Genomic DNA, 24,455 nt, shown 5'->3' on the forward strand with positions numbered 1-24,455 from the left:
CCCACCCTGCCCCACGAGGAGATCATCATGGTCAGTGCCGTCTTCCATTCCCCGCTCGACGCCGCCGACGAGGCGCGCGCCGAGGCGGCCTCCCGCCCCAAGGTGCCCGCCGCGAGCGCCCCGCCCCCCCCTGTGCCACGCCCCGCCTTCGATTGGCGGGGTCTCTGGCTGAGCGTCATCCCGCCCGTGCTGGGCGTGGCGGCACTCATCGGCATCTGGGGCCTGCTCACGATGAAGAGCACCACGTTCCCCACGCCACTGGCGACCTTCAAGGAGGCGGTGGTCCTCTTCTCCGACCCGTTCTACAGCAATGGGCCGAACGACCAGGGCCTCGGCTGGAACATCCTGTTTTCCCTGCAGCGGGTCGCGGTCGGCTTCGGCCTCGCCGCCCTGGTGGGCATCCCGTTCGGTTTCATGATCGGGCGCTTCGAGTTCCTGAACCGGATGTTCTCGCCGCTGATCAGCCTGCTCCGGCCGGTGTCGCCCCTCGCCTGGCTGCCCATCGGCTTGCTGGTGTTCAAGGCCGCCAACCCGGCTGCCGTCTGGACCATCTTCATCTGCTCCATCTGGCCGATGATCATCAACACCGCGGTGGGCGTGCAGCGGGTGCCGAGCGACTACCTCAACGTGGCCCGGGTGCTCGACCTGTCGGAGTGGAAGATCATCACCCGAATCCTGTTCCCTGCCGTGCTGCCTTACATGCTGACCGGCGTGCGGCTCAGCGTGGGCACCGCGTGGCTCGTCATCGTGGCGGCGGAAATGCTGACGGGTGGCGTGGGCATCGGCTTCTGGGTGTGGGACGAGTGGAACAACCTCAACGTCACCCACATCCTCATCGCGATCTTCGTGATCGGCATCGTCGGGCTGTTGCTCGAGTGGATGCTGGTCTCGCTCGCCAAGCGATTCACCTACGACGACGTCTGAACCCGGAGCCTCCACCATGAAGAACTTCATTCAAGTCCAGCGCGCCGAGATGGTGTTCAACACCCGCAAGGGCCGCTTCCACGCGCTGCGCGAGATCGACCTGACGGTCGCCCGTGGCGAGTTCGTCACGCTCATCGGCCACTCGGGCTGTGGCAAGTCGACCCTGCTCAACCTCATCGCGGGATTGACCTTGCCGACCAGCGGGGCGCTGCTGTGCGACAACCGGGAGATCGCCGCGCCCGGCCCGGAGCGCGCGGTGGTGTTCCAGAACCACTCGCTGCTGCCGTGGCTCACCTGCCACGAGAACGTCTTCCTGGCCGTGGAGCGGGTGTTCGGCGCCAGCGAAACGCGCACGCAACTCAAGGCCCGCACGCAGGCCGCACTCGAGCTCGTGAACATGGGACATGCGGCGAGCAAGCGTCCGCACGAGATCTCGGGCGGCATGAAGCAGCGCGTCGGCATTGCCCGGGCACTGGCCATGGAGCCCAAGGTGCTCCTGATGGACGAGCCCTTCGGCGCGCTCGACGCCCTCACCCGCGCTCACCTCCAGGACGAACTGCTCAAGATCGTGCAGCGCACGCAGAGCACGGTGGTGATGGTGACGCACGACGTGGACGAGGCCGTGCTGCTGAGTGACCGCATCGTGATGATGACCAACGGCCCGGCGGCCACCATCGGCGAGATCCTCTCCGTCGAACTGCCCCGGCCGCGCGACCGCGTCGCGCTGGCGGAGGACCCGACCTACGTCCACTACCGCAAGGAGGTGCTCGACTTCCTGTACACGCGGCATGGTCACGTGGAGCGGGCCGCCGCCTGATTCCGGGTGCAGGCCGATCCCTGCGGCAGCTCTCGCCGCAGGGGACTGAACAGAACAAGATCACCGTTGGGGGTACGCCTTGAGTTCGTCCGTCACATCCGGCCTCGCGCTCGAAGGCGCCCGGCCTGCTTCACGCACTGCCCGGCGAGCGCCTCGTCCGACGCTCGGGTTCACGCTCGGCAAGTACCGCGAGATCCTGATCGCCGTCGCGTTCTTCCTGCTGTTCGACCTGGCGGTGCTGGTGCTCAACTTCTACGTGTCCTACCAGATCGCGGAAGACGCCGTCTCCATCAACCTGGCGGGACGCCAGCGTATGCTGACGCAACGCCTGTCGAAAGCGCTCTTCAGTGCGGAGCTCGCGGTGGTCAACGGCGCCGTTCCGACGCCGTTGACCGATGAACTGCGAAGCGGATCCAAGCTTTTCGACGAGACCCTGTCCGCCTTCCGTGAGGGGGGCTCGGTCACCGGAGGCGACGGCAAGCCGGTGGCCCTGGTGGCGGCGGCAGGCCCGCGCAGTGCGGACATCCTGGCGCGGAGCACGACGCTGTGGCGCCCCTGGCACGAACGCCTTCAACCCCTTGTCGATCCGGAGCGCCCGCCCTCGGTGGAACAGGTGCGCACGGCCGCCACTTACGCTCGCGACTACAACCTGACCCTGCTCGGCCTGATGAATGAACTGACCACCGACCTGGAAGCGGCTGCCAGCGCGCGAGCCTCCCAGCTGCGGCTGGTCCAGACGGCCGGCATCGTGCTCGCGCTACTGAACTTCCTCTTCATCCTCTTCAAGTTCATCCGGCGGCTGCGGCAGTCGGACCAGGCGACCGAACAGGCCAACGGCGAGACCCGCGAGATCCTCTCGGTCGTTCGTGAGGGCCTGTTCCTCGTGACGCCCGAGCTGACCCTCGGCAGTCAGCTGTCGCAGTCCGTGCCCGCCATCCTCGGCCGCCCTGTCGCGCCCGGCGACCGATTCCTCGACCTGCTCGGCCCGATGGTCTCGCCCGCCACCCTGGAAGACGCCCGCGGCTACATGGACCTGCTCTTCCTCCCGCACATCCAGGAAGACCTGGTGCAGACGATCAACCCGCTCACCGAAGTGGAAGTGGCCACGACGGATGCCCTCGGCCAGCGGCAAACCCGCCACCTGTCGATGCGCTTCAACCGGGTGCCCTCCGAACAGGGCATCCGCCACCTGCTGGTCACGGTGCAGGATGTCAGCGCACGGGTCGCGCTCGAGCGCCAGCTGCATGGCGAGCAGCAGCGCGCCCAGCGGGAGTTCGACCTGCTGGTGCGCGCCTTCGAGGCGGACCCGACCGCCCTGCGCGGCTTCATCGATCGCGCCGAAGCTGCGTTGCTTGAAGTCAACGACCTGCTCCGCCAGGCCGAGGCCGGCGCAGACGCGCGACAGCTGCGCCGCACGGTGGATGCGATTCACCGGCACGTGCATGCGGTCAAGGGCGAGGCCTCGATGCTGGCGCTCGACCTGCTGGCCGCCAGCGCGCACGAGTTCGAGACACAGATCCAGTCGCTTCGGGAGGCCGGCACGGTGAGCGGTGAAGCCCTGCTGGCCTTGCCCCTGCCCCTTGAAGCGCTGCTCCTGAGGCTTCAGGCCCTGCGGCGCTCGGTCCTGCGGGCACCGCCCGCGTTGGCCGCGGAGCCACCGGCTGCCCCGGTTGACTTCGGCGCACCGCTCGCCAAGCTGGTGGCCCGCATCGGCGATGAACTGGGCCGGCCCGCACGCCTCGTCGCCTCGCTGGCGCCGCTGGCCGCCTTGCCGGCCGACACGCACGAGGCGCTGCTCAAGATCGCGCTGCAGCTGGTGCGCAATGCGGCCGTTCACGGGGTGGAGGCGCCGGCGCGCAGAGCCGCGAGTGGCAAGCCGGCCGTGGCGACCGTGGAGGTCACCCTCCGGCGCGATGAGGGCGACCATGTCGAGCTCGCAGTGCGCGACGACGGGTCGGGTGTCGACGTCGCACGGATCAGGCAGCGGCTCATCGAACTGGGCTGGTTCAGCGACACCCAGTTGGCCGAGATGAGCCCGGCCCAGCGCCTGGCCCAGATCTTCCGGCCCGGGTTTTCAACCGAGACGGAGCCGACCGAACACGCCGGCCGGGGTGTCGGTCTGGACATCGTCTCCGCCGAGGTCCGTCGGCTCGGCGCTCGGCTGCTGGTCTCGACGCGGCCGGGCCACGGCACCACCTTCCGCGTGCGGCTCGCCGTCTGAACGAGGCCGATGCCATGAAGCTGCTCGTCGTCGACGATTCCAACATGGTGCGCTCGCGCATCGCCCGCATCGTCCAGGGCGGCGCCCTGGGCCCGATCACGCTCGTCGGCCTCGCGCGCGACGGCACGGAGGCGCTGCGGGCGGCCCGCCAGGCGCGCCCGGACCTCGTCACCATGGACCTCACCATGCCGGGCATGGACGGGCTCACCTGCATCCCGGCCCTGTTGGCCCTTCATCAGCGCGCGCGCATCCTCGTCATCAGTGCCCTCGATGACAAGTCCACCGCCATCCGCGCGCTGCGGCTCGGGGCCCACGGCTTCCTCCCCAAACCCTTCACCGACCAGGCGCTGCAGATCGCCCTGCTCGGCCTCATCCAGCACAAGGGCTGAAACGATGGTCTCGCTCAAGGAATCCGACCTGCGGCTGTTCGTCGACTCGGTCCGCCGCTATTTCGAGGTGACCAGCCGGGTGGCACCGGAAATCACGTCGGCCTTTCTCGGCATCGGCGACGTCCCGGCACACGAGTTCAACGGGATCGTCAGCTTCTCCGGCGCGTTCACCGGCGACGTCACCGTCTCCCTGCCGCTGCGCGCCGTCTCGGAGCTGCTGCTCATCCAGCACGAGACCCGCCTGACCGAGGCCAACCTGCTCGATGCCGTGGGCGAAATCGCCAACACCCTGGCCGGCAATGCACGCCGGACACTGGGCGAGACCCTGGACATCTCCGTGCCCAGGACCGTGCGCGGTGCACAGCTTGCGGCAACTCGGGTGCGCCGACATCCCTATGTGATCACCTTTCGGTGGAACTCCTACCCCGGAATGGTGTGCGTGGACCTGTTGGAGGCCGCTTGAGGGGAATCGGTGGCTGGCACATCGATTGCTGATGTCCGGATGACAGTGACTGTTCGTCGACTGTCTCCTCAGTAGGGCCCCTGCCCTTTGTGCACCCGCCTGGCCCCTCCCGGGGTCAGGCGGCTTTTTTTCGGCCGCGGACGACGCGGCTGGCCGTCAGTGGTTTTCCTTGGCGTGGTTGATCGAGTACTTGGGAATCTCGACCACCAGGTCCTGGTTGGCGACGATGGCCTGGCAGGACAGGCGCGAGTTGGGCTCCAGCCCCCAGGCCCGGTCGAGCAGGTCTTCCTCGGTTTCCTCCATCTCGCCCAGCGAGCGGAAGCCCTCGCGCACGACGACGTGGCAGGTCGTGCAGGCGCAGCTCATGTCACAGGCGTGCTCGATGTTGATCTTGTTCTCGAGCATGGCCTCGCACACGGAGGTGCCGGTGTCGGCCTGGATCTCGGCGCCCTCGGGGCAGTACTCGGGGTGCGGAAGGATGCGGATGATGGGCATGTTCAGACTTCTTCGACCCGCTTGCCCGTGAGGGCCTGGCGCAGGCTGCGGTTCATTCGTTCGGCGGCGAAGGCCTCGGTGCCGTCGGCCAGCGCTTCCACGGCGGTGTCGATGGCACGGTGGTCCTCGCCGTTGCGCAGGCGCTCCAGGTCGTCGAGCAGGGCGTCGATCTTCGTGCGCTGATCAGCGTCGAGCAGATCGCCGTCGGCAGCCAGCGCCGCCCGGGTGGCGAGCAGCATGCGTTCGGCTTCCACCTGCGACTCGCGCAGGCTGCGGGCCTGCATGTCGGACTCGGCGGTGGTGAAGCTCTCCTTGAGCATGCGGGCGATGTCGTTGTCGGTGAGCCCGTAGCTGGGCTTCACCGTGATCGCCGCCTCGACGCCCGAGGTCTCCTCGCGGGCGGCAACGCTGAGCAGTCCGTCGGCATCCACCTGGAAGGTGACGCGGATGCGGGCCGCGCCGGCGGCCATCGGCGGCATGCCACGCAGTTCGAAGCGGGCGAGCGAACGGCAGTCGCTCACCAGTTCGCGTTCCCCCTGGACCACATGGATGGCCAGCGCCGTCTGCCCGTCCTTGAAGGTGGTGAAGTCCTGCGCGCGTGCCGTGGGAATGGTGCTGTTGCGCGGGATGATGCGCTCCACCAGTCCGCCCATGGTCTCGAGGCCCAGGGACAGCGGGATCACGTCGAGCAGCAGCATCTCGTCCGCACCGGCGTTGCCGGCCAGGGCGTTGGCATGCAGGGCGGCGCCAAGCGCCACGACCTCGTCCGGGTTCAGGTTGGTGAGCGGTGTCTTGCCGAAGAACTCGCCCACGGCGCGCTGCACCTTGGGCATGCGCGTGGAGCCGCCCACCATCACGACGCCGACCACGTCCTCGCGGGCCGAGCGCGCGTCACGAAGCACCTTGCGCATGGCGGTGACCGTGCGGGCCACCAGCGGCTCGGTGATCGTCTCGAACTGGTCGCGCCCGATGCGCACCGAGAGTTCGCCGCTGCTGAGCGGACAGGCGAGCGTGGCATGGTCGGCCGCAGACAGCTTTTCCTTGGCCGCGCGCGCTGCGACCAGCACGGCCCGCTTGTCTTCCGGGCTCACGGCCTGCAGGTTCGCTTCGGCGAGCGCCCAATCGGCCAGCGCACGATCGAAGTCGTCACCGCCCAGTGCGGAGTCGCCGCCCGTGGCCACGACCTCGAAGACACCCTTGGACAGGCGCAGCAACGAGATGTCGAAGGTGCCGCCCCCGAGGTCGTAGACGGCGTACAGGCCTTCTGAGCCGTTCTCGAGGCCGTAGGCAATCGCCGCAGCAGTCGGTTCGTTGATGAGCCGCAGCACGTTGAGACCGGCGAGCTGGGCCGCGTCCTTGGTGGCCTGGCGTTGGGCGTCGTCGAAATAGGCGGGCACCGTGATCACGGCGCCGAACAGGTCGTCGGCGAAGGTGTCCTCGGCGCGGTGGCGCAGGGTGGCGAGGATCTCGGCCGACACCTCCACCGGCGACTTCACCCCTTCGACCGTCTGCAGTTGCACCATGCCGGGCGCGTCGACGAAGTCGTAGGGCAGCTTCTCTCGCCCGTCGATGTCGGGCAGGCCGCGGCCCATGAAGCGCTTGACCGACACGATGGTGTTGCGGGGGTCGCTGGCGGCCTCGTTCAAGGCGTCGTGGCCGATGTGGCGGCGCCCGCCGCCGAGGTAGCGCACCGCGGACGGAAGGATCACGCGGCCCGCGTCATCGGGCAGGCACTCGGCCACGCCGTTGCGCACGCCAGCAACCAGGGAATGCGTGGTGCCGAGGTCGATGCCGACGGCGATCCGCCGCTGGTGAGGATCGGGGGCGCCCCCGGGTTCGGAAATCTGAAGCAGTGCCATCTTGTCATTGTCCCAGCTGCTCGAGCCGGCGGTCGATGTCGGACGCGAAGCGCTCAACGAACATGAGGGCTCTCACCTGGCGCGCCGCGGCGGGGAAGTCGTGATCGGTGTCGATGAGGCGCTGCAGCTCGGCAAGGCCTTTGCGGTGGTGTTCGGCCACTTCGTCGTTCAAGGCATTCACCGCCTCGACGGTGTCCGCCTCGTCAAGCGACTCGCGCCACGCCATCTGCTGGATGAGAAACGGGCCGGGCATGGCCGTGTTGCGCTCGGCGTCGATCGACGTGCCGGCCAGTTCGCATAACAGCGCACCCCGCCGCAGGGGATCCTTGAGACGCTGGTAGGCCTCGTTCACCCGCACCGCCCACTGCATCGCCACCCGTTGGGCCGCGCCGCCTTCGCCGACGAAGCGGTCGGGGTGGACCTCCGCCTGCAGAGCGCGCCAGCGGGCATCGAGCGCGCCGCGGTCCTGTTCGAACCGGCGCGGCACGCCAAAGAGTTCGAAGTCGTCGCTGTCGAGCTTCATGAGGCAGGGATCCGAAAGAGTGGAGCGCGTCGAACGTGAAAAGGCGCGGCTCGCGGCCGCGCCCTTCGGGTCCGCGAGACGGGAGAACTCAGACGCGGAAGGACTCACCGCAACCGCAGCGGTCTTTCTCGCGCGGGTTGTGGAACTTGAAGCCTTCGTTGAGCCCTTCGCGAACGAAGTCGAGTTCGGTGCCGTCGAGGTAAGGCAGGCTCTTGGGGTCGATGAGGACCTTCACGCCGTGTCCTTCGAAGACCACGTCTTCCGGCGCCACGTCATCCGCATACTCGAGCTTGTAGGCGAGGCCCGAGCAGCCGGTGGTCTTGACGCCCAGGCGCACGCCCACGCCCTTGCCCCGCTTGGCGATGTAGCGCGACACGTGGCGCGCGGCCGCTTCGCTCAACGTGACAGCCATGTTCAATGTGCCTTTGCCGCCGCGGCGCCCGGTGCGGACGTCTTGGCCCGGTAGTCGTCCACCGCTGCCTTGATGGCGTCTTCGGCCAGGATCGAGCAGTGGATCTTGACCGGCGGCAGCGCCAGTTCCTCGGCGATGTGGGTGTTCTTGATGGCGAGCGCCTCGTCGAGCGACTTGCCCTTGACCCACTCGGTGACGAGCGAGCTGGAGGCAATCGCCGAACCGCAGCCGTAGGTCTTGAACTTCGCGTCCTCGATCAACCCGGTGCTCGGGTTCACCTTGATCTGCAGCTTCATGACGTCGCCGCAGGCCGGCGCGCCCACCATGCCGGTGCCGACCGTGTCGTCACCCTTCTCGAACGATCCCACGTTGCGCGGGTTCTCGTAGTGCTCAACCACTTTTTCGCTGTATGCCATCTCAATACTCCTAGTCGTTCATGCGGCGTGTGACTCGGCGCGACGTCAGTGGGCAGCCCACTGGATCGAGCTGATGTCCACACCGTCCTTGAACATCTCCCACAAAGGCGAAAGCTCGCGCAGCTTGGCGACACGTTCCTTCAGCGTGGTCACCACGTAGTCGATCTCCTCGACGGTGGTGAATCGGCCGATGGTCATGCGCAGGCTCGAGTGCGCGAGCTCGTCGCTGCGGCCAAGGGCGCGCAGCACGTAGCTGGGTTCCAGGCTGGCCGAAGTGCAAGCCGAGCCGGACGACACGGCGATTCCCTTGATGCCCATGATCAACGACTCGCCCTCGACGAAGTTGAAGGACATGTTCACGTTGTGGGGCACCCGCTTCTCGGGGTGGCCGTTCAGGAAGGTCTGCTCGATGCCGGACAGGCCGGTGATCAGGCGTTGCTGCAGCATGCGGATGCGCTCCTGCTCGGAGCCCATCTCTTCACGAGCGATGCGGAAGGCCTCGCCCATGCCGGCGATCTGGTGGGTGGGCAAGGTGCCCGAGCGCATGCCGCGCTCGTGGCCACCGCCGTGCATCTGGGCTTCCAGGCGCACGCGCGGCTTGCGACGAACATACAGTGCGCCGATGCCCTTGGGACCGTAGGTCTTGTGCGAGGCCAGGCTCATCAGATCGACCGGCAAGGTGCTCAGGTCGACGGGCACCTTGCCCGTGGCCTGCGCCGCATCGACGTGGAAAATGATCCCGCGCTCGCGGCACATCGCCCCGATGGCGGCGATGTCCTGGATCACCCCGATCTCGTTGTTCACGAACATGACCGAGGCGAGGATGGTGTCGGGACGCAGCGCGTCCTTGAACCGGTTCAAGTCGAGCAGGCCGTCTTCCTGGACATCGAGGTAGGTGACCTCGAAGCCCTGGCGCTCGAGCTCGCGCATGGTGTCGAGCACGGCCTTGTGTTCGGTCTTGACGGTGATGAGGTGCTTGCCGCGCGTCTTGTAGAAGTGTGCAGCGCCCTTGATGGCCAGGTTGTTGGACTCGGTGGCACCGGAGGTCCAGACGATTTCGCGCGGGTCGGCGCCGATGAGCGCCGCCACATCCGACCGGGCCTTCTCCACCATGGCCTCCGCCTCCCAACCCCACGCATGGCTGCGCGAAGCCGGGTTGCCGAAGTGCTCGCGCAACCACGGAATCATGGCATCGACGACGCGCTGGTCCACCGGAGTGGTCGCGCCGTAGTCCATGTAGATCGGGAAGTGCGGGGTCATGTCCATGGCGTCAACAGGAAAAGTGGCTTGCTTACTTCGAGAAGGCGGTACCGAGCGCGAACACGGAGTTCGGAGCGGTGATCTTGATCGGCTTGACGACCGGCTGGGTCGAGATGGCGCGCTTGACCGGGTGCTCCTCGATGGAGACGCCCTTGGCGAGCTGCTCGTCGACAAGCTTGCGCAGCGAGATGGAATCGAGGTACTCGATCATCTTGCTGTTCAGGCTCGACCACAGGTCGTGCGTCATGCACTTGCCGGTGTCCTCGCCCATGCAGTTTTCCTTGCCGCTGCAGCCGGTGGCGTCGATGGGTTCGTCCACGGCCACGATGATGTCGGCCACGGTGATTTCTTCGGACTTGCGGCCGAGCGCATAGCCGCCGCCGGGGCCGCGGGTGCTCTCGACGAGTTCATGGCGGCGGAGCTTGCCGAACAGCTGCTCGAGATAGGACAGCGAGATCTGCTGCCGTGCGCTGATCGCGGCCAGGGCCACGGGCCCGGTGTTCTCGCGCAGGGCGAGGTCGATCATGGCGGTAACGGCAAAACGGCCTTTGGTGGTCAGTCGCATGGATTCCTCCTGATGCCCGGGGGCAAACAATCAACGAGAGCGTTAGGGGGTACTTCACGCTTGTCGAGCGCCCGCTGTTGTAGCGGGTAAACCCCCGGCTTTATTCCGACGGCGTTACTCAAGTATACATGAAGCCTACCGATTCGGTCGGCTTTGGTCCCGGAAGTTCCCCTCAGGCTTGAGGGAGTCGGGACCGCAGGTATTCGAGAACTCCGTCACACGAATCCTCGATCAGGTCGAGCACGCGGTCAAATCCTTCCGGAGGGCCGTAATACGGATCGGCGATCTCGGACTCCGCGAAACGTCGCCCGTGAGCGGCCAGGCGGCCGAGCCGCCCCACCAGGGACGGGTCGCACCGGCGGGCCAGGATGGCGAAGTTGTCCTCGTCCATGGCGAGGATGAGGTCGTGGCGCTCGAAGTCGGCGGGCACGAGCGCCCGGGCTCGCAGCGCGCTGAGGTCGTAGCCGCGCCGCAGTGCATGGGCCACCGCGCGCGGGTCGGGCGGCTGCGCTGCATGCCAGGTGCCGTGGGTGCCGGCGGAGGCCACCCGCACCCGGTCGGCCATGCCGGCCTGTTCCAGCTTGTGGCGCAGCACCGCCTCCGCCGTGGGCGATCGACAGATGTTGCCGGTGCACACGAACAGGACGCCATAGGGCCGGTCGTCCCCGGCCGCGTCGTCTGCGGGCGCAGGTGCCGTACCGGCCCGAGGGTCGGGATCGGTCGGCGGCCGGAAAGGCCAGAGGCTCTCCCAGCGGATCATGTCGGACGGGTGGCGGTCACCGGCCGATCGTAGCCCGCCACAGCCCGGCGGCGCGAGGAAGGAAGTCGCGGCTCGCACGCCTCATTTCTTGCGGCCCTTGGGCGTCGGGGCGGTCGCGGGACCCGAGAGCACGACGTTGTCGGTCCCCGGCGCGCCGAAGGCCTGCTCGCGCAGGTGGGCCAACTGGTCGCGCACGCGTGCCGCCTTCTCGAATTCCAGGTTGCGCGCGTGCTCCAGCATCTGCTTCTCGAGCTGCTTGATGCGTTTGCCGAGATCCTTCTCGGACATGACCTCGACCTCTGCGGCCGCCTGCGCCGCCTTGAGGTCTTCCTTGGCCGACTTCTCGGAGTACACGCCGTCGATCAGGTCCCGCACCTGCTTGGCCACCGAGCGCGGCGTGATGCCCATCTCCTCGTTGTGCGCCTGCTGCTTGGCCCGACGCCGCTCGGTCTCGCCGATGGCGCGCGACATCGAGTCGGTGATGCGATCGGCATACAGAATGGCCCGGCCGTTCAGGTTCCGGGCCGCCCGGCCGATGGTCTGGATCAGCGAGCGTTCCGAGCGCAGGAAGCCTTCCTTGTCGGCGTCCAGGATGGCCACGAGCGAGACCTCGGGGATGTCGAGGCCCTCGCGCAGCAGGTTGATGCCGACCAGCACGTCGAAGGTGCCCAGGCGCAGGTCGCGCAGGATCTCCACCCGCTCCACCGTGTCGATGTCACTGTGCAGGTAGCGCACCTTCACGCCGTTGTCGGTCAGGTAGTCGGTCAGCTGCTCGGCCATCCGCTTGGTCAGCGTGGTGATCAGCACGCGCTCGTTCTTCTCGACCCGGATGCGGATCTCCTGCAGCACGTCGTCCACCTGATGGGTGGCCGGGCGCACCTCGACCATCGGATCGACGAGACCGGTCGGGCGCACCACCTGCTCCACCACCTGGCCGGCATGCTGCTTCTCGTAGTCGGCCGGAGTGGCGGACACGAACACGGCCTGACGCATCTTCTTCTCGAACTCCTCGAGCTTGAGCGGCCGGTTGTCCAGCGCCGACGGCAGGCGGAAGCCGTATTCCACGAGGGTGGTCTTGCGAGCGCGGTCGCCGTTGTACATGCCGCCGAGCTGGCCCATCATCACGTGGCTCTCGTCGAGGAACATGATGGCGTCGCGCGGCAGGTAGTCGACCAGCGTGGACGGCGGCTCGCCGGGCGCGGCCCCCGACAGGTGGCGGGTGTAGTTCTCGATGCCCTTGCAGTGGCCGATCTCCTGGAGCATCTCCAGGTCGAACCGGGTGCGCTGCTCGATGCGCTGGGCCTCCACCAGCTTGCCGGCAGCGACGAACTCCGCCAGCCGGTCGCGCAGTTCGAGCTTGATCGACTCGACCGCCGACAGCACCCGGTCGCGCGGCGTGACGTAGTGACTGGACGGGTACACCGTGAAGCGCACGATCTTCTGGCGAATGCGCCCGGTCAGGGGGTCGAAGAGCTGCAGCGACTCGATCTCGTCGTCGAAGAGCTCGATGCGGATGGCCAGCTCCGAGTGCTCGGCCGGGAAGACGTCGATGGTGTCGCCCCGCACCCGGAAGGTGCCGCGGCTGAAGTCCATGTCATTGCGCTGGTACTGCATGCGGATCAGCTGTGCGATGACGTCGCGCTGATCCATCTTGTCGCCCGTGCGCAAGGTCATCACCATGCGGTGATAGTCGCTCGGGTTGCCGATGCCGTAGATGGCCGAGACGGTGCCGACGATGATCACGTCGCGTCGCTCCAGCAGGCTCTTCGTGGCGCTCAGGCGCATCTGCTCGATGTGCTCGTTGATGGCGCTGTCCTTCTCGATGAACAGGTCGCGCTGCGGCACGTAGGCTTCGGGCTGGTAGTAGTCGTAGTAGCTGACGAAGTACTCGACCGCGTTCTTGGGAAAGAACTCGCGGAACTCGCTGTAGAGCTGCGCCGCCAGGGTCTTGTTGGGCGCGAAGACGATCGCCGGCCGGCCGAGGCGGGCAATCACGTTGGCCATGGTGAAGGTCTTGCCCGAGCCCGTCACGCCCAGCAGGGTCTGGAACGACAGGCCGTCGTTCACGCCCTCGACCAACTGGTCGATGGCGGTCGGCTGGTCCCCGGCCGGCGGATAGGGCTGGTAGAGCTGGAACGGCGAATCCGGAAAACTGACGAATTCGCCCGCCGGCGGTGAAACCACGGTGGCGATGTCGTTGGAAGTGTCGGAGATTCCGGCCATGACAGATAAAATCCTCGGGTTATCCCGCGCCGCGGTGCTCGCAGGCCAATCGCGCAGGGTAGCCCAAATCCAAAGTTTGCTCTACTGACAAGGACTGTCCATGACATCGCTGTTCACTGCCGTCGAAATGGCCCCGCGCGACCCCATCCTCGGCCTCAACGAGCAGTTCAACGCCGACCCGAACCCGGCCAAGGTCAACCTCGGCGTGGGCGTGTACTACGACGACAACGGCAAACTGCCCCTCCTGAAATGCGTCCAGGAGGCGGAAAAGCAACTGGTCGAATCGGCCAAGCCGCGCGGCTACCTGCCGATCGACGGCATCGCTGCCTATGACAAGGCGGTGCAGGGCCTGGTGTTCGGCGCCGACAGCGCCATCGTCACCGAGGGCCGGGTGGCCACCGTGCAGGCCGTGGGCGGCACGGGCGGCCTGAAGATCGGTGCCGATTTCCTGAAGCGCATCAACCCGAACGCCACCGTCCTGATCAGCGACCCGAGCTGGGAAAACCACCGCGCGCTGTTCACCAATGCCGGCTTCAAGGTCGAGACCTACCCCTACTACGACGCCGCCAAGCGCGGCGTGAACTTCGATGGCATGCTCGGCGCGCTGAACGCTGCGCCGGCCGGCACGATCGTCGTGCTGCACGCCTGCTGCCACAACCCGACCGGCTACGACATCACCCCCGCCCAGTGGGATCAGGTGGTGGCCACCGTCAAGGCGCGCGGCCTCGTGTCCTTCCTCGACATGGCCTACCAGGGCTTTGGCGAAGGCATCCAGGAAGATGGCGCCGTCATCCAGAAGTTCGTGGCCGCCGGCCTGGACTTCTTCGTGTCGACCTCCTTCTCCAAGAGCTTCTCGCTGTACGGCGAGCGTGTGGGCGGCTTGAGCGTGGCCTGCCAGTCGAAGGAAGAGGCTGGCCGGGTGCTGAGCCAGCTGAAGGTGGTGATCCGCACGAACTACTCCAACCCGCCCACGCACGGCGCCCAGGTGGTGGCCACCGTGCTGACCACCCCTGCCCTGCGCGCGACGTGGGAAGAAGAGCTTGCGGGCATGCGCCTGCGCATCAAGCAGATGCGGGTGGCCCTCCAGGACAAGCTCAAGGCCGCCGGTGTCAAGCAGGACATGAGCTTCATCACCCAGCAAAAGGGCATGTTCAGCTACTCCGGACTGAACCAGGCCCAGATGCAGCGCCTGCGCAGCGAGTTCGGCATCTACGGTGTGGATTCCGGCCGCATCTGCGTGGCCGCCCTCAACAGCAAGAACATCGACGCTGTGGTCAAGGCGATCGCCCAGGTGAGCTGAGCGGATCGGGGCTGACCCTCAAGGGGCATGTCGCGCAAGTGACATGCCCCTTCCGCTTTGCACGTCTGGCGGACAAAAATCGCGTTTTTCCGGCCTTGAACCCGGCGCCGTCCGACGCACGATAGGATGCAACTGCCTAGAATGCTGCAATGCACAACGCGTGCGCCGCTTCGGTCAGTCGTTGAAAGGATCGCCGTATGCTGTACCAGCTCTATGAATCCCAGCGGGCCATGCTGAGCCCGTTCTCCGAGTTCGCCTCGGCCACCTCCAAGCTGTACAGCCATCCGCTGTCGCCCCTGGCGCACACGCCGCTGTCGAACCGCCTGTCGGCCGGCCTCGACCTGATGCACCGGTTGTCCAAGGAATACGAGAAGCCGCCCTTCGGCATCACCTCGGTCAAGGTGGACGGCCGCGATGTGGCGGTGCAGGAGCAGGTGGCGCTCGAGAAGCCCTTCTGCCGCCTGCTGCGCTTCAAGCGCTTCACCGACGACCTGGACCTGCTCACCAAGATGAAGGACCACCCGGTGGTCCTGGTGGTGGCGCCCCTGTCGGGCCACCATTCCACGCTGCTGCGCGAGACGGTGCGCCAACTGCTCGTCGACCACAAGGTGTACATCACCGACTGGACCGACGCGCGCATGGTGCCGGTGGAGGCGGGTCCGTTCCACCTCGACGACTACGTCATCTATGTGCAGGACTTCATCCGTCACATCGGCCCTGAAGTGAACGTGATGTCGGTGTGCCAGCCCACCGTGCCGGTGCTCGGCGCCATTTCGCTGCTGGCCACCAACGGCGAGTTCACGCCGCGCACCATGACGATGATGGGCGGCCCGATCGACGCCCGCAAGTCGCCCACGGCCGTGAACAACCTGGCCATGAACAAGAGCTACGAGTGGTTCGAGAACAACGTGATCTATCGCGTGCCGACCAACTACCCCGGCGCCGGGCGCCGGGTGTACCCGGGCTTCCTGCAGCACACCGGCTTCATCGCCATGAACCCGGACCGCCACCTCACCTCGCACTACGACTACTTCCTCGACCTGATGCGCGGTGAGGACGAAAGCGCCGAGTTCCACCGGGCCTTCTACGACGAATACAACGCCGTGCTCGACATGCCCGCGGAGTACTACCTCGACACCATCCACACGGTGTTCCAGGACTATTCGCTCGTGAACGGCACCTGGGAAGTCAACGGGCAGCTGGTGCGGCCGCAGGACATCAAGACCACGGCGCTGCTGACGATCGAGGGCGAGCTGGACGACATCTCGGGCGCCGGCCAGACGCGCGCCGCGCACGACCTGTGTTCGGGCATCCCCGCCGACCGCCAGTTCCACTACGACGTGATCGGTGCCGGCCACTACGGCATCTTCTCCGGCCGGCGCTGGCGCGAGCACTGCTATCCGCAGGTGCGTGACTTCATCGCCCGCCACCAGCAGGCCCAGGCTCAGGCACCGGCCAAACGCCCGGCGCGAGCGGCTGCGGCCGCCCGCACGGTGGACTCCACGGCCTCCGCCAAGCCGGGGGCCAAGCGCAGCCGCTGAGCACGTGACCGCCCTGGACGACCTCGCCGAAGCGCTCGACCGCGCCCTGCCGCAGACGCAATGCACGCGCTGCGGCTACCCGGACTGCCGCAGCTATGCCCAAGCCATCGCTGCGGGCGAGGCCGGGATCAACCAGTGCCCCCCTGGAGGTGCGGAAGGCGTGGCCTCGCTGGCCCGCCTGACGGGCCGTCCGGCCCTGCCGCTGGACCCGGCCCACGGTCGCGAGGGCCCGCGACAGCTGGCCGTCATCGACGAGGCGTGGTGCATCGGCTGCACCTTGTGCATCAAGGCCTGCCCCGTCGACAGCATCATCGGCGCGCCGAAGCGCATGCACAGCGTGCTCGATGCACTGTGCACCGGCTGCGAGCTCTGCGTGCCCGTGTGCCCCGTCGATTGCATCTCGCTGGTGGACGCAACCCCCGGACACACCGCCTGGGACGCCTGGAGTCAGGCGCAGGCGGATGAAGCCCGCGAGCGCTTCGCCTTCCACCGCATGCGCCTCGTGCGCGACAAGGCGGAGAACGACGAGCGCCTGGCCCGCAAGGCGGCAGCCAAGCTGGCGGACCTGCCCACCGCCTCGCGCATCGAGGATCCTGCGGCGCTGGCGCGCAAGCGCGCCATCATCGAGGCCGCGATGGCCCGCGCGCGGGAACGGCGCGGCACGGGCGACTGACCGGCCGGCGTCGACTCGCTCGGCGCAATGCCGATGCCGCTGGCCACGGCACAATCGCCGCCCATGAAGATCGCCGACATCGCCCCCTTCTTCGCCACCCTGAAGGCGGCCAACCCCCAGCCCAACACCGAACTCGAGTACACCAACGTGTTCGAGCTGCTGGCGGCCGTGCTGCTGTCGGCTCAGGCGACGGACGTGGGCGTCAACAAGGCCACGCGGCGACTGTTCGCACGCGCGAACACGCCGCAGAAGATGCTCGACCTCGGGCTCGACGCCGTCACCGAACACATCCGCACCATCGGCCTGTACCGCACCAAGGCGCGCAACCTGATGGAGACCTGCCGCATCCTCGTCACGCAGCACGGCGGCCAGGTGCCTCGCACCCGGGAAGCGCTCGAAGCCCTGCCCGGCGTCGGCCGCAAGACCGCCAACGTGGTGCTCAACGTCGCCTTCGGCGAGGCCACCATGGCCGTGGACACACACATCTTTCGCGTGGGCAACCGCACCGGGCTGGCCACGGGCAAGACGCCGTTCGACGTGGAGATGAAGCTGCTCAAGCGGGTGCCCGTGGAGTACATGGTGGATGCCCATCACTGGCTCATCCTGCACGGCCGCTACATCTGCCAGGCACGCCGCCCGCTGTGCGAGCAGTGCCAGGTGCTGCGCTACTGCGACTCGGCGCCACCTTCACTGCTGGCGCGCCAGAGCGCGCCATAGCGCGCCCCGGGGGGCCAGTCGCCGGGCTCGCGTGGCGGGCCCGACCCGGCCAGCACGCGGGCCGCGGCGTTCATCCACCCGGCGTGGCCGACGATCCAGGCATTCGGGTGCTCCCCGATGAAACCGGCACAGCGCGCCATGAGCATCACCACCGATTCGCCGCCGCCGGGCGCGTGATCGGCAAGGTCGCGGCACCAGGCGTCGACCTCCTGCGTTCCGATATCGTCCCAGGGGCGCCCGTCCCAGCGGCCGAAGTCCACCTCGAGCAGGCGCGGGTCGATGTGGTGGGTCCAGCCCCAGCGGGACAGCCAACGTCCCACATCGGCGCAGCGCCGCAGGGGCGATGTCCAGATGACCCGCGGCGCCCCCTCGCGCCGTGCCTGTGCGCGGATGCGGTGCGCCAGGCGACGGCTCCGCCGCCGATCGACGGTCACGTCCGTGCGGCCGATGCAGCGGCCGATCACCTGATCCGGGCGCGCATGCCGCCAGACGCTGATCATGCGCCCCACCCCATCGACCGCAGCCACACGAGCCAGCCGAGCAAGGCGAGGCATTCGGTGAGTTGCTGGGTGGCGCCCAAGGTGTCGCCGGTGAACCCGCCGAGCCGGCCCTGCCACCAGCGACGGCACCCCCAGGTGCCCGATGCGGCAAGCGCCGTGGACAGCAGCAGCGGGACGGCCCAGGCGACCTGCCAGGCCGTGATGGCAGCGGCCGCGAGCGCGACCCAGCCGAGTGCCACGAACAACCCCCGACTCGACACGCCCGTGGCCAGCGGCTTGGCCTTCGACTGGTCGACATCCCCGGCGTAGGGCAAGGTGCGCAGCAGCACCACCGCCGCGCCCCGCGACACCGTGTGGCCGAAGATCAGGGCCGGCACGGCCAGCGCCAACGGCAGGCTGGCCAGCAACGCGGCCTTCAACCCGAGGACCAGCACCAGCCCCACGGTGCCGTAGCTGCCGATGCGCGAGTCTTTCATGATCTCCAGCGCACGCGCCCGGCTCACATGGCCTCCCAGGGCATCGCAGGTGTCGGCCAGGCCGTCTTCATGGAAGGCCCCGGTGAGCACCACGGTGGCCATCATCGACAGGACGACGGCCACGAGGGGCGACGTCAGGCCCCACGCGCAGGCGAGCACCGCCGCGCCCACCATGCCCACGCACAGGCCCACGCCGGGGAAGTGCCGGGCCGACGCCTGCAACCATGCCGGCGAGAAGCCCACCCATGCGGGCACGGGCACACGGGTGAAGAACTGCACCGCGACGAGGAACAGCCGCAGCTCGTGGTGCAGGCGCGCGCGCATCAGGCGCCGTCCGCGTCCGAGATGCCGGCCGACTCGAAGCTCGCCATCTCGCGCAGCAGCTGCACCGCGCTCACGAGCAGCGGCCAGGCGAGCGCCGCCCCCGAGCCTTCGCCCAGCCGCATGCCGAGGTCGAGCAGGGGTTCGACGCCGAGGTGCCGCGTCATCACACGGTGGCCCGGCTCCGCCGAGCTGTGCGCCCAGATGCAGCGCTCGAGCACGGCCGGCGCGACGCGGGCGGCCCAGAGGACAGCGGCGCCCGTGATGAAGCCGTCCACGAGAATGACGCGTCGCTCCGCTGCAGCCTGGAGCACGGCGCCCGCCATCATCGCGATCTCGAAGCCGCCGACGCAGGCCATCAGCGCCAGCGGATCGGTCACCCCGTCGTGAAGCGCGAGCACCTGGCCGAGGACGTCCAGCTTGCGCGCGAGGCCCACGTCGTCGAGCCCCGTGCCGCGGCCCACGCAATCGGCCAGCGGAGCGCCTGTGAGGCGAGACAACAGCAGTGAGGCGCTGGACGTGTTGCCGATGCCCATCTCGCCGAACATGACCACGTTGCCGGGCAGCTCGCGCACGATGGATGCGCCCGCCTGCAGCGCCTGTTCGCACTGGGCCGCCGTCATGGCCGCGCCCACCGAGGCGTCCGCCGTGCCGCGGCCGACCTTGCGATCGAGCAGCCCGGCCCGGGAGGCAAAGTCGTGGTTCACCCCGGCGTCCACGACGGTGAGCGCGAGGCCGTGCTGCCGCGCCAGCACGCTCACCGCCGCGCCGCCCGCGAGGAAGTTCTCCACCATCTGCCAGGTGACATCGGACGGAAAGGCCGACACGCCACGCGCAGCAAGGCCGTGGTCCGCGGCGAACACCACCAACTGGGGCGACTGCAACGCCGGCTGCTCCGTGCCGAGCACGCAGCCGATCTGCACGGCCAGCGCCTCGAGGCGGCCCAGCGAACCGAGCGGCTTGGTCTTGCGGTCCATGCGATGCCGCAAGGCGGCAGCCAACACGGTGTCGGCCAGCGGTGCAACGGTGGGAAGGCGGTGGGTCATGCGGTCAGGGGGCTGGTGAAATGGATGGAAAGGCAGGCGCCCGGTCGAGCAGGCCCGCCAGCGTGCCGGGTTCGAAATGCCGGTCGATGAAATCCGCGAGGCCATCGAAGACCTGCGGCAGCGAGCGCGCCGTGGCCCCGAAGAGCGCCTGCAGCACCGCAGGGCACTCGAAGAGGCCGTGGGCATACACGCCCAGTACGTTCCGGCGCTGCCAGCCGATGGCGTCGCCCGCCGGGTTGTGCAGCACGCTCGAGAAGTCCGCAAGGCGGGAGGCTGACGCCCCTTCGGACGGGGCGGTGCGTCCCTGGCGAATCTCATAACCCTGGACCTCGACGCCCGACAGTGCCGACCAGGCGCCACCGGCGCCGGCGAAGCGCGCCCGCGTGCGGCACAGGCGCTTGTCCGCGGCGAAGCGGGTGGTCAAGGGCAGCAGACCGAGGCCCTGCCCTTCTCCGTCGACGCCATGCGGGTCGAGCAGCGCATCGCCCAGCATCTGCAGCCCGCCGCACACACCCAGCACCGGCCGGCCGTTGGCCGCATGGCGCTGGATGGCGTCGGCAAGTCCGCTGGCCTGCAGCCAGGCCAGGTCGGAGCTGGTGTGCTTGGAGCCGGGCAGCACCACCCAGTCGGCAGCCGCGAGCGCTTCGGGGCTGCGGGCCCAGCTCAGCCGCACGCCGGCCAGGCCGCGCAGGGGCTGGAACTCATCCAGGTTGCTGAGGCGCGGATACGCCACCACGGCGATGTGCAGTCCCTCGCCCCCGGGCGCCTCGTCGAAGACGCCGTCTTCCTCGGGCAAGCCGTGCCCCCGCCACATCGGCAGCACGCCGACTGTGGGCACCCCGGTCAGGGCCTGCAGTTGGGCCGGGCCCGGCGCGAGCAGCGCCGCGTCGCCGCGGAAGCGGTTCAGCACGAAGCCGCGCAGCAAGGTCCGTTCGGCGGCCGGCAGCAGCTGATGGGTGCCGTAGAGGTGGGCGAACGCGCCGCCGCGGTCGATGTCCGTCACGAGCAGGCAGGCGGCCCCTGCCTCGCGGGCCGTCCGCATGTTGACGTAGTCGCTCGCGTGCAGGTTGATCTCCGCGGGCGAGCCGGCGCCTTCGATCACCACCACGTCATGCTCGGCCATCAGGCCGTGCAGCGCCTGCTGCGCATGGGGCCAGAGCACGTCGCTGCGCGCTCGCCACGGCACGGCGGCCAGATCGGGCCGCACCTCGCCCAGGACGACCACCTGGCTCGCCGTATCCCGCTCGGGCTTGAGCAATACCGGGTTCATGCGCACCTCGGGTGCGGCTCCGGCCGCCAGCGCCTGGAAGTACTGCGCACTGCCGATCTCGCCGTACCGCCCGCCGGGGCCCGGCACGACCCGGGCGTTGTTGCTCATGTTCTGCGCCTTGAACGGCGCCACCTTCAGGCCCTGGCGGGCATACCAGCGGCACAGCGCGGTCGCGAGCCAGCTCTTGCCCGCGTTGCTGGTGGTCCCGAGCACCATCACCGCGCGCGCCGTCATGCCATCACCGCCTGCCACGCCGCACGCAAGGCGGCCTGCGCGTCGGGCGGCTGCACCGACAGGCGCACTGCGCCGGGCAGTCCCATGTCGGCCGTGTCTCGCAGCTTCACGCCCTGCGCGCGCAGCGACGGCAAGAGCGCGGCGGGTGCCTCGACGCCGGGCCAGCGCGCCACGAAGAACGGGGTGACGCTCGGCTCGCACGCCCACCCGAGCGACGCACAGAGCGCCAGCTGCTGTGACTTCCAGGCACTGAGCCGCTCGCGGCTCGCGGCAAGCCAGGCCGGCGTCTCGGCGGCGGACCAGGCAGTGAGCAGGGCCACCCCGTCAGCACCCAGCGGCCACGAAGGGGCCAGGGCCACCAAGGCCTGCGCCAGCTCGTCGGCGTCGACCGGTGCCACGGCATAGGCGGCCCGCACGCCCGTCATGCCCAGGGCCTTGTTGGGTGACAGCAAGCGCCAGGCATGTTGCGGCACCGGGGGTGCCGTCCCTTCCAGACGCAGCGGCGCATACGCTTCGTCCACCACCAGGACCGCATCGGGCCGCACCGAGGGAATCCGCGCTGTCTTCCCCGTTGGACTTGCCGGTTCCGTCGCCCACACGAGCGTGGCATCGCCGGCTGCACCGAGCGGACGCAGGCGCCACTGCCGGGCCGCCCGCGCGTAGTCGCCGTACCCCGGGGACGGTGTGAAGACGCTCGCTGCCGGCGCGCGCTGGTGCACGGCCGCCGTCATGCGGCCGATGAACTCGCTTGCACTGGCCGCGACGACGATGCGATCGGCGCACACACCGTGCAGCGCACCGAGCCGTTCGCGCAACGCGGCCGCCGACGGATCCGGGTATCGCGCGCGGTCCGCCTTCCGCACCGCCTCCCATGCGTGTGGCGCCGGTCCGCAGGCGTTCGCATTGGTCGAAAAATCCCAGCGCGGGACGCCCTGCGCATCAGGCCCGCCGTGATGCGTCGCATGGTTCGCTGGCAGCGTCACGGACGCCTCCCGGGCGTGGCGCCGCTGGCGGCGGAAGCTGGCGGCGCCACCGGCTCGCCGGACGCTGGCGCCGTGATCGTCTCCGCGACCGGGGCTTCGGCAACGAGTTGCGGGGGCGCGTCAGGCCTTGAGATGCGCACCAGTCGGGCACCGCCGCGGTCGAGACACCGGCCCGTCAACGCGGCCAGATCACCCTGGCCACGCGGATGCTCCGCGTAGGCAACGACCTCGCGGCCCCGCACGAAAACGAGGAGGCTGATGGCGTCCTGGCTGCCGATATCGCTCTTGTCCTCCACCGCCCAGTCGAATCCCAGCACCTCGCGCGCCTGGCGAGGCCCCGAATAGGGACCGAGCACGCACACCCGATCCCAGTCGAGCGGGGCCACCTCGGTCATGTCGATGGGCGATGTCGCCGAGTCGACCGCGACGGCCAGACGCTGGCTGATGCGCCAGCCACTTCGTTCACACGCGGCGAGCGCCAGGCTGGCGGCGAGAAGGATGAGCGTGGCGAGGCGAGGCATGGAGGTCGTGAGTGGCAGGCGGTGAAAACGCGTCAGGCGCGGATGAACAGGCACGCGGCCACGGCGAGGCCGATCGCAAGCCAGGCGCTGCGGGTGGCATGGGCCAGTGCCAGGGCAACACCGCGCTCGTCGGGCACGGGGGCCTGGGGATTGAGGCAGTACACGCCCGGCTTGCCCAGTCGGACCCCGAGTCGCAAGGCCATGGCCGCCATGGGCCAACCCCCGTTGGGCGAAGGCGTGCCGCACGCATGGCGAGGCAGACGACGCCATTCGGCGCGCGGCGCGCCGATCATGATCAGGCCGGCCGTGATGCGTGCGGGAATCCAGGACAGCACATCGTCGGCCCGTGCCGACCACTTGCCCGCCCATTCCCACGGCCCGCGGTAGCCCCACATCGCGTCCATCGTGTTGGCCAGTCGGTAGAGAGCGGCGCCGGGCAGGCCGCCCACCGCGAACCAGAACAGAGGCGCCACGAGCGAGTCGTTCAGGTTCTCGGCCAAGGTCTCGATCGCCGTCTCGCGCACGGCGGGTGCTTCGAAGGCACTCACATCGCGGCTGACCAGACGTGCGACGCACTCGCGTGCCGCAGGCAGGCCACTTGCGAAGGCCCGTTCCACGGCCGCCACCTCGTCCCGCAGCATGCGCCAGGCAAAGGCGGGCTTGAGCAGCAGCGCGAGCAGCGGCACGCCGCACCACCACGGCAGGGCGCGCAAGGCGGCCTCGGCCAAGGCGGCCAGCAGCAGCACGCCGAGCGCCAACAGCAGCCAGACGCAGGCACCGCTCACCAACGCCGCGGGCGGCGCCAGCGCGCGCACCTGCCGGCCGAGCGGCGCGAGCAGTCGTCCGAGCCACGCCACCGGGTGCCACGCATTGCGCGGCTCGCCGAAGGCGAGGTCCAGGCCCCAGGCGCCCAGCAGGGCGCCCGCCGACCACAGCGCCGCCTGCGTCACCGCCTCAGTCCTCGATGCCGCGCTGGGCCGGGACACCCGCGTTGAAATGGTGCTTCACGAGCGTCATCTCGGTCACCGTGTCGGCCAGGTCGATCAGCTCCTGCGGGGCGTTGCGCCCGGTGAGGACCACGTTCACGTGCGACGGCCGCTCGCGCAGGCAGGCCAGCACCGGCTCGAGCGGCACCCAACCGTAGCGCAGCGGGTAGGTGATCTCGTCCAGCACCACGAGGAAGTGCTCCCCTGCGCGGATGGTGGCCTCGGCCCGCGCCCAGCCATCCCGGGCCAGCTGAGCCGAGTGCTCCAGGTCCTTGCTCTTCCAGCTGAAGCCGTCGCCCAGGCCCTCGATCGGCACGCCGAGCTGCTCGAACACGCGGTGTTCACCGAAGCGCGCCGAGGGCACCTTCATGAACTGGTAGATCTTCACCGTCTTGCCGCGGCCATGGGCACGCAGCGCGAGGCCGAAGGCGGCAGTGCTCTTGCCCTTGCCGTCACCCGTGTGCATCAGCACGAGGCCGCGCCGGCCTTCGGGGTCCGGGCGCTCGTAGCGAACGTCGGTGGGAGGTTGTTCGATGTCCATCAGTGTCTCCGTGGAGGGC

26 protein-coding genes are annotated in these 24,455 nt (G+C 68.7%); 9 read left to right on the forward strand and 17 right to left on the reverse strand.

From position 1 onward, the window contains the following. Positions 1-27: 27 nt before the first annotated feature. The 5 genes from ntrB to ACSQ2F_RS11975 all read left to right on the forward strand — a co-directional run bounded on the left by ntrB (position 28) and on the right by ACSQ2F_RS11975 (position 4,814). Positions 28-924 (forward strand): nitrate ABC transporter permease, encoded by an 897-nt coding sequence (ntrB, locus tag ACSQ2F_RS11955; RefSeq protein WP_436026806.1) that lies wholly within the window; start codon positions 28-30, stop codon positions 922-924. A 16-nt stretch (positions 925-940) separates the two neighbouring features. Continuing rightward, a complete protein-coding gene (locus ACSQ2F_RS11960) occupies positions 941-1,741 on the forward strand; it encodes an ABC transporter ATP-binding protein (RefSeq protein ID WP_436023019.1) in 801 nt (266 codons plus the stop codon). A 79-nt stretch (positions 1,742-1,820) separates the two neighbouring features. Beyond that, positions 1,821-3,962, forward strand: coding sequence for an ATP-binding protein (locus tag ACSQ2F_RS11965; RefSeq protein WP_436023021.1), 2,142 nt, complete (start codon positions 1,821-1,823; stop codon positions 3,960-3,962). 14 nt (positions 3,963-3,976) lie between these two features. Beyond that, on the forward strand, positions 3,977-4,351 hold the full coding sequence (locus tag ACSQ2F_RS11970) for a response regulator transcription factor (protein ID WP_436023023.1): 375 nt from the start codon (positions 3,977-3,979) through the stop codon (positions 4,349-4,351). Between the two features lie 4 nt (positions 4,352-4,355). Next, on the forward strand, positions 4,356-4,814 hold the full coding sequence (locus ACSQ2F_RS11975) for a chemotaxis protein CheX (RefSeq protein ID WP_436023025.1): 459 nt from the start codon (positions 4,356-4,358) through the stop codon (positions 4,812-4,814). A 156-nt stretch (positions 4,815-4,970) separates the two neighbouring features. Here the strand turns inward: ACSQ2F_RS11975 and fdx are convergent, their stop codons facing one another. The 9 genes from fdx to uvrB form a co-directional block, all read right to left on the reverse strand. Then, positions 4,971-5,309, reverse strand: coding sequence for an ISC system 2Fe-2S type ferredoxin (gene fdx / locus ACSQ2F_RS11980; RefSeq protein ID WP_436023027.1), 339 nt, complete (start codon positions 5,307-5,309; stop codon positions 4,971-4,973). 2 nt (positions 5,310-5,311) lie between these two features. After that, positions 5,312-7,168, reverse strand: coding sequence for a Fe-S protein assembly chaperone HscA (gene hscA / locus ACSQ2F_RS11985; RefSeq protein WP_436023029.1), 1,857 nt, complete (start codon positions 7,166-7,168; stop codon positions 5,312-5,314). A 4-nt stretch (positions 7,169-7,172) separates the two neighbouring features. Then, the gene (hscB, locus tag ACSQ2F_RS11990; protein WP_436023031.1) at positions 7,173-7,691 is read right to left on the reverse strand and encodes a Fe-S protein assembly co-chaperone HscB; all 519 of its coding nucleotides are present in this window, start codon (positions 7,689-7,691) and stop codon (positions 7,173-7,175) included. Between the two features lie 88 nt (positions 7,692-7,779). Beyond that, positions 7,780-8,103: an iron-sulfur cluster assembly protein IscA gene (gene iscA / locus ACSQ2F_RS11995; protein WP_436023033.1), complete on the reverse strand. Its 324-nt coding sequence runs from the start codon at positions 8,101-8,103 to the stop codon at positions 7,780-7,782. 2 nt (positions 8,104-8,105) lie between these two features. Then, positions 8,106-8,519, reverse strand: coding sequence for a Fe-S cluster assembly scaffold IscU (gene iscU, locus ACSQ2F_RS12000; protein WP_436023035.1), 414 nt, complete (start codon positions 8,517-8,519; stop codon positions 8,106-8,108). A gap of 45 nt (positions 8,520-8,564) precedes the next feature. Next, complete coding sequence (locus tag ACSQ2F_RS12005; protein ID WP_436023037.1) at positions 8,565-9,785, reverse strand: IscS subfamily cysteine desulfurase; 1,221 nt, start codon at positions 9,783-9,785, stop codon at positions 8,565-8,567. A gap of 25 nt (positions 9,786-9,810) precedes the next feature. Further along, the gene (iscR, locus tag ACSQ2F_RS12010) at positions 9,811-10,344 is read right to left on the reverse strand and encodes a Fe-S cluster assembly transcriptional regulator IscR (protein ID WP_436023039.1); all 534 of its coding nucleotides are present in this window, start codon (positions 10,342-10,344) and stop codon (positions 9,811-9,813) included. Positions 10,345-10,516: 172 nt separating this feature from the next. After that, complete coding sequence (locus tag ACSQ2F_RS12015) at positions 10,517-11,104, reverse strand: low molecular weight protein-tyrosine-phosphatase (protein ID WP_436023041.1); 588 nt, start codon at positions 11,102-11,104, stop codon at positions 10,517-10,519. Between the two features lie 81 nt (positions 11,105-11,185). Continuing rightward, positions 11,186-13,327, reverse strand: coding sequence for an excinuclease ABC subunit UvrB (gene uvrB / locus ACSQ2F_RS12020; RefSeq protein WP_436023043.1), 2,142 nt, complete (start codon positions 13,325-13,327; stop codon positions 11,186-11,188). 100 nt (positions 13,328-13,427) lie between these two features. Here uvrB and ACSQ2F_RS12025 point away from each other — a divergent pair, with 100 nt between their 5' ends. The 4 genes from ACSQ2F_RS12025 to nth all read left to right on the forward strand — a co-directional run bounded on the left by ACSQ2F_RS12025 (position 13,428) and on the right by nth (position 17,558). Further along, a complete protein-coding gene (locus ACSQ2F_RS12025) occupies positions 13,428-14,627 on the forward strand; it encodes an amino acid aminotransferase (protein ID WP_436023045.1) in 1,200 nt (399 codons plus the stop codon). A gap of 197 nt (positions 14,628-14,824) precedes the next feature. Continuing rightward, on the forward strand, positions 14,825-16,168 hold the full coding sequence (locus ACSQ2F_RS12030) for a polyhydroxyalkanoate depolymerase (RefSeq protein ID WP_436023047.1): 1,344 nt from the start codon (positions 14,825-14,827) through the stop codon (positions 16,166-16,168). A 13-nt stretch (positions 16,169-16,181) separates the two neighbouring features. Beyond that, positions 16,182-16,841: an electron transport complex subunit RsxB gene (rsxB, locus tag ACSQ2F_RS12035; protein ID WP_436026808.1), complete on the forward strand. Its 660-nt coding sequence runs from the start codon at positions 16,182-16,184 to the stop codon at positions 16,839-16,841. 63 nt (positions 16,842-16,904) lie between these two features. Continuing rightward, positions 16,905-17,558: an endonuclease III gene (gene nth, locus ACSQ2F_RS12040; protein ID WP_436023049.1), complete on the forward strand. Its 654-nt coding sequence runs from the start codon at positions 16,905-16,907 to the stop codon at positions 17,556-17,558. Here nth and ACSQ2F_RS12045 read toward each other — a convergent pair. The 8 genes from ACSQ2F_RS12045 to cobO all read right to left on the reverse strand — a co-directional run bounded on the left by ACSQ2F_RS12045 (position 17,507) and on the right by cobO (position 24,436). Then, entirely contained in the window at positions 17,507-18,058 is a 552-nt protein-coding gene (locus ACSQ2F_RS12045; RefSeq protein WP_436023051.1) for a histidine phosphatase family protein, read from the reverse strand. The two genes, nth and ACSQ2F_RS12045, sit on opposite strands and share 52 nt — an antisense overlap. Next, the gene (cobS, locus tag ACSQ2F_RS12050) at positions 18,055-18,858 is read right to left on the reverse strand and encodes an adenosylcobinamide-GDP ribazoletransferase (protein ID WP_436023053.1); all 804 of its coding nucleotides are present in this window, start codon (positions 18,856-18,858) and stop codon (positions 18,055-18,057) included. Before cobS ends, ACSQ2F_RS12045 begins: the two co-directional genes overlap by 4 nt. Further along, entirely contained in the window at positions 18,858-19,901 is a 1,044-nt protein-coding gene (gene cobT / locus ACSQ2F_RS12055; protein ID WP_436023055.1) for a nicotinate-nucleotide--dimethylbenzimidazole phosphoribosyltransferase, read from the reverse strand. Before cobT ends, cobS begins: the two co-directional genes overlap by 1 nt. Before the next feature lie 4 nt (positions 19,902-19,905). Beyond that, positions 19,906-21,405, reverse strand: coding sequence for a cobyric acid synthase (locus ACSQ2F_RS12060; RefSeq protein WP_436023057.1), 1,500 nt, complete (start codon positions 21,403-21,405; stop codon positions 19,906-19,908). Next, positions 21,402-22,220 (reverse strand): aminotransferase class I/II-fold pyridoxal phosphate-dependent enzyme, encoded by an 819-nt coding sequence (locus tag ACSQ2F_RS12065; protein WP_436023059.1) that lies wholly within the window; start codon positions 22,218-22,220, stop codon positions 21,402-21,404. Before ACSQ2F_RS12065 ends, ACSQ2F_RS12060 begins: the two co-directional genes overlap by 4 nt. A 164-nt stretch (positions 22,221-22,384) precedes the next feature. Beyond that, positions 22,385-22,909 (reverse strand): hypothetical protein, encoded by a 525-nt coding sequence (locus ACSQ2F_RS12070; protein ID WP_436023061.1) that lies wholly within the window; start codon positions 22,907-22,909, stop codon positions 22,385-22,387. 32 nt (positions 22,910-22,941) lie between these two features. Continuing rightward, on the reverse strand, positions 22,942-23,859 hold the full coding sequence (gene cbiB / locus ACSQ2F_RS12075) for an adenosylcobinamide-phosphate synthase CbiB (protein ID WP_436023063.1): 918 nt from the start codon (positions 23,857-23,859) through the stop codon (positions 22,942-22,944). 4 nt (positions 23,860-23,863) lie between these two features. Beyond that, entirely contained in the window at positions 23,864-24,436 is a 573-nt protein-coding gene (gene cobO, locus ACSQ2F_RS12080; RefSeq protein WP_436023065.1) for a cob(I)yrinic acid a,c-diamide adenosyltransferase, read from the reverse strand. Positions 24,437-24,455: the final 19 nt, after the last annotated feature.

Source organism: Rhizobacter sp. LjRoot28, from assembly GCF_964253025.1.
Lineage (GTDB): Bacteria > Pseudomonadota > Gammaproteobacteria > Burkholderiales > Burkholderiaceae_C > Rhizobacter.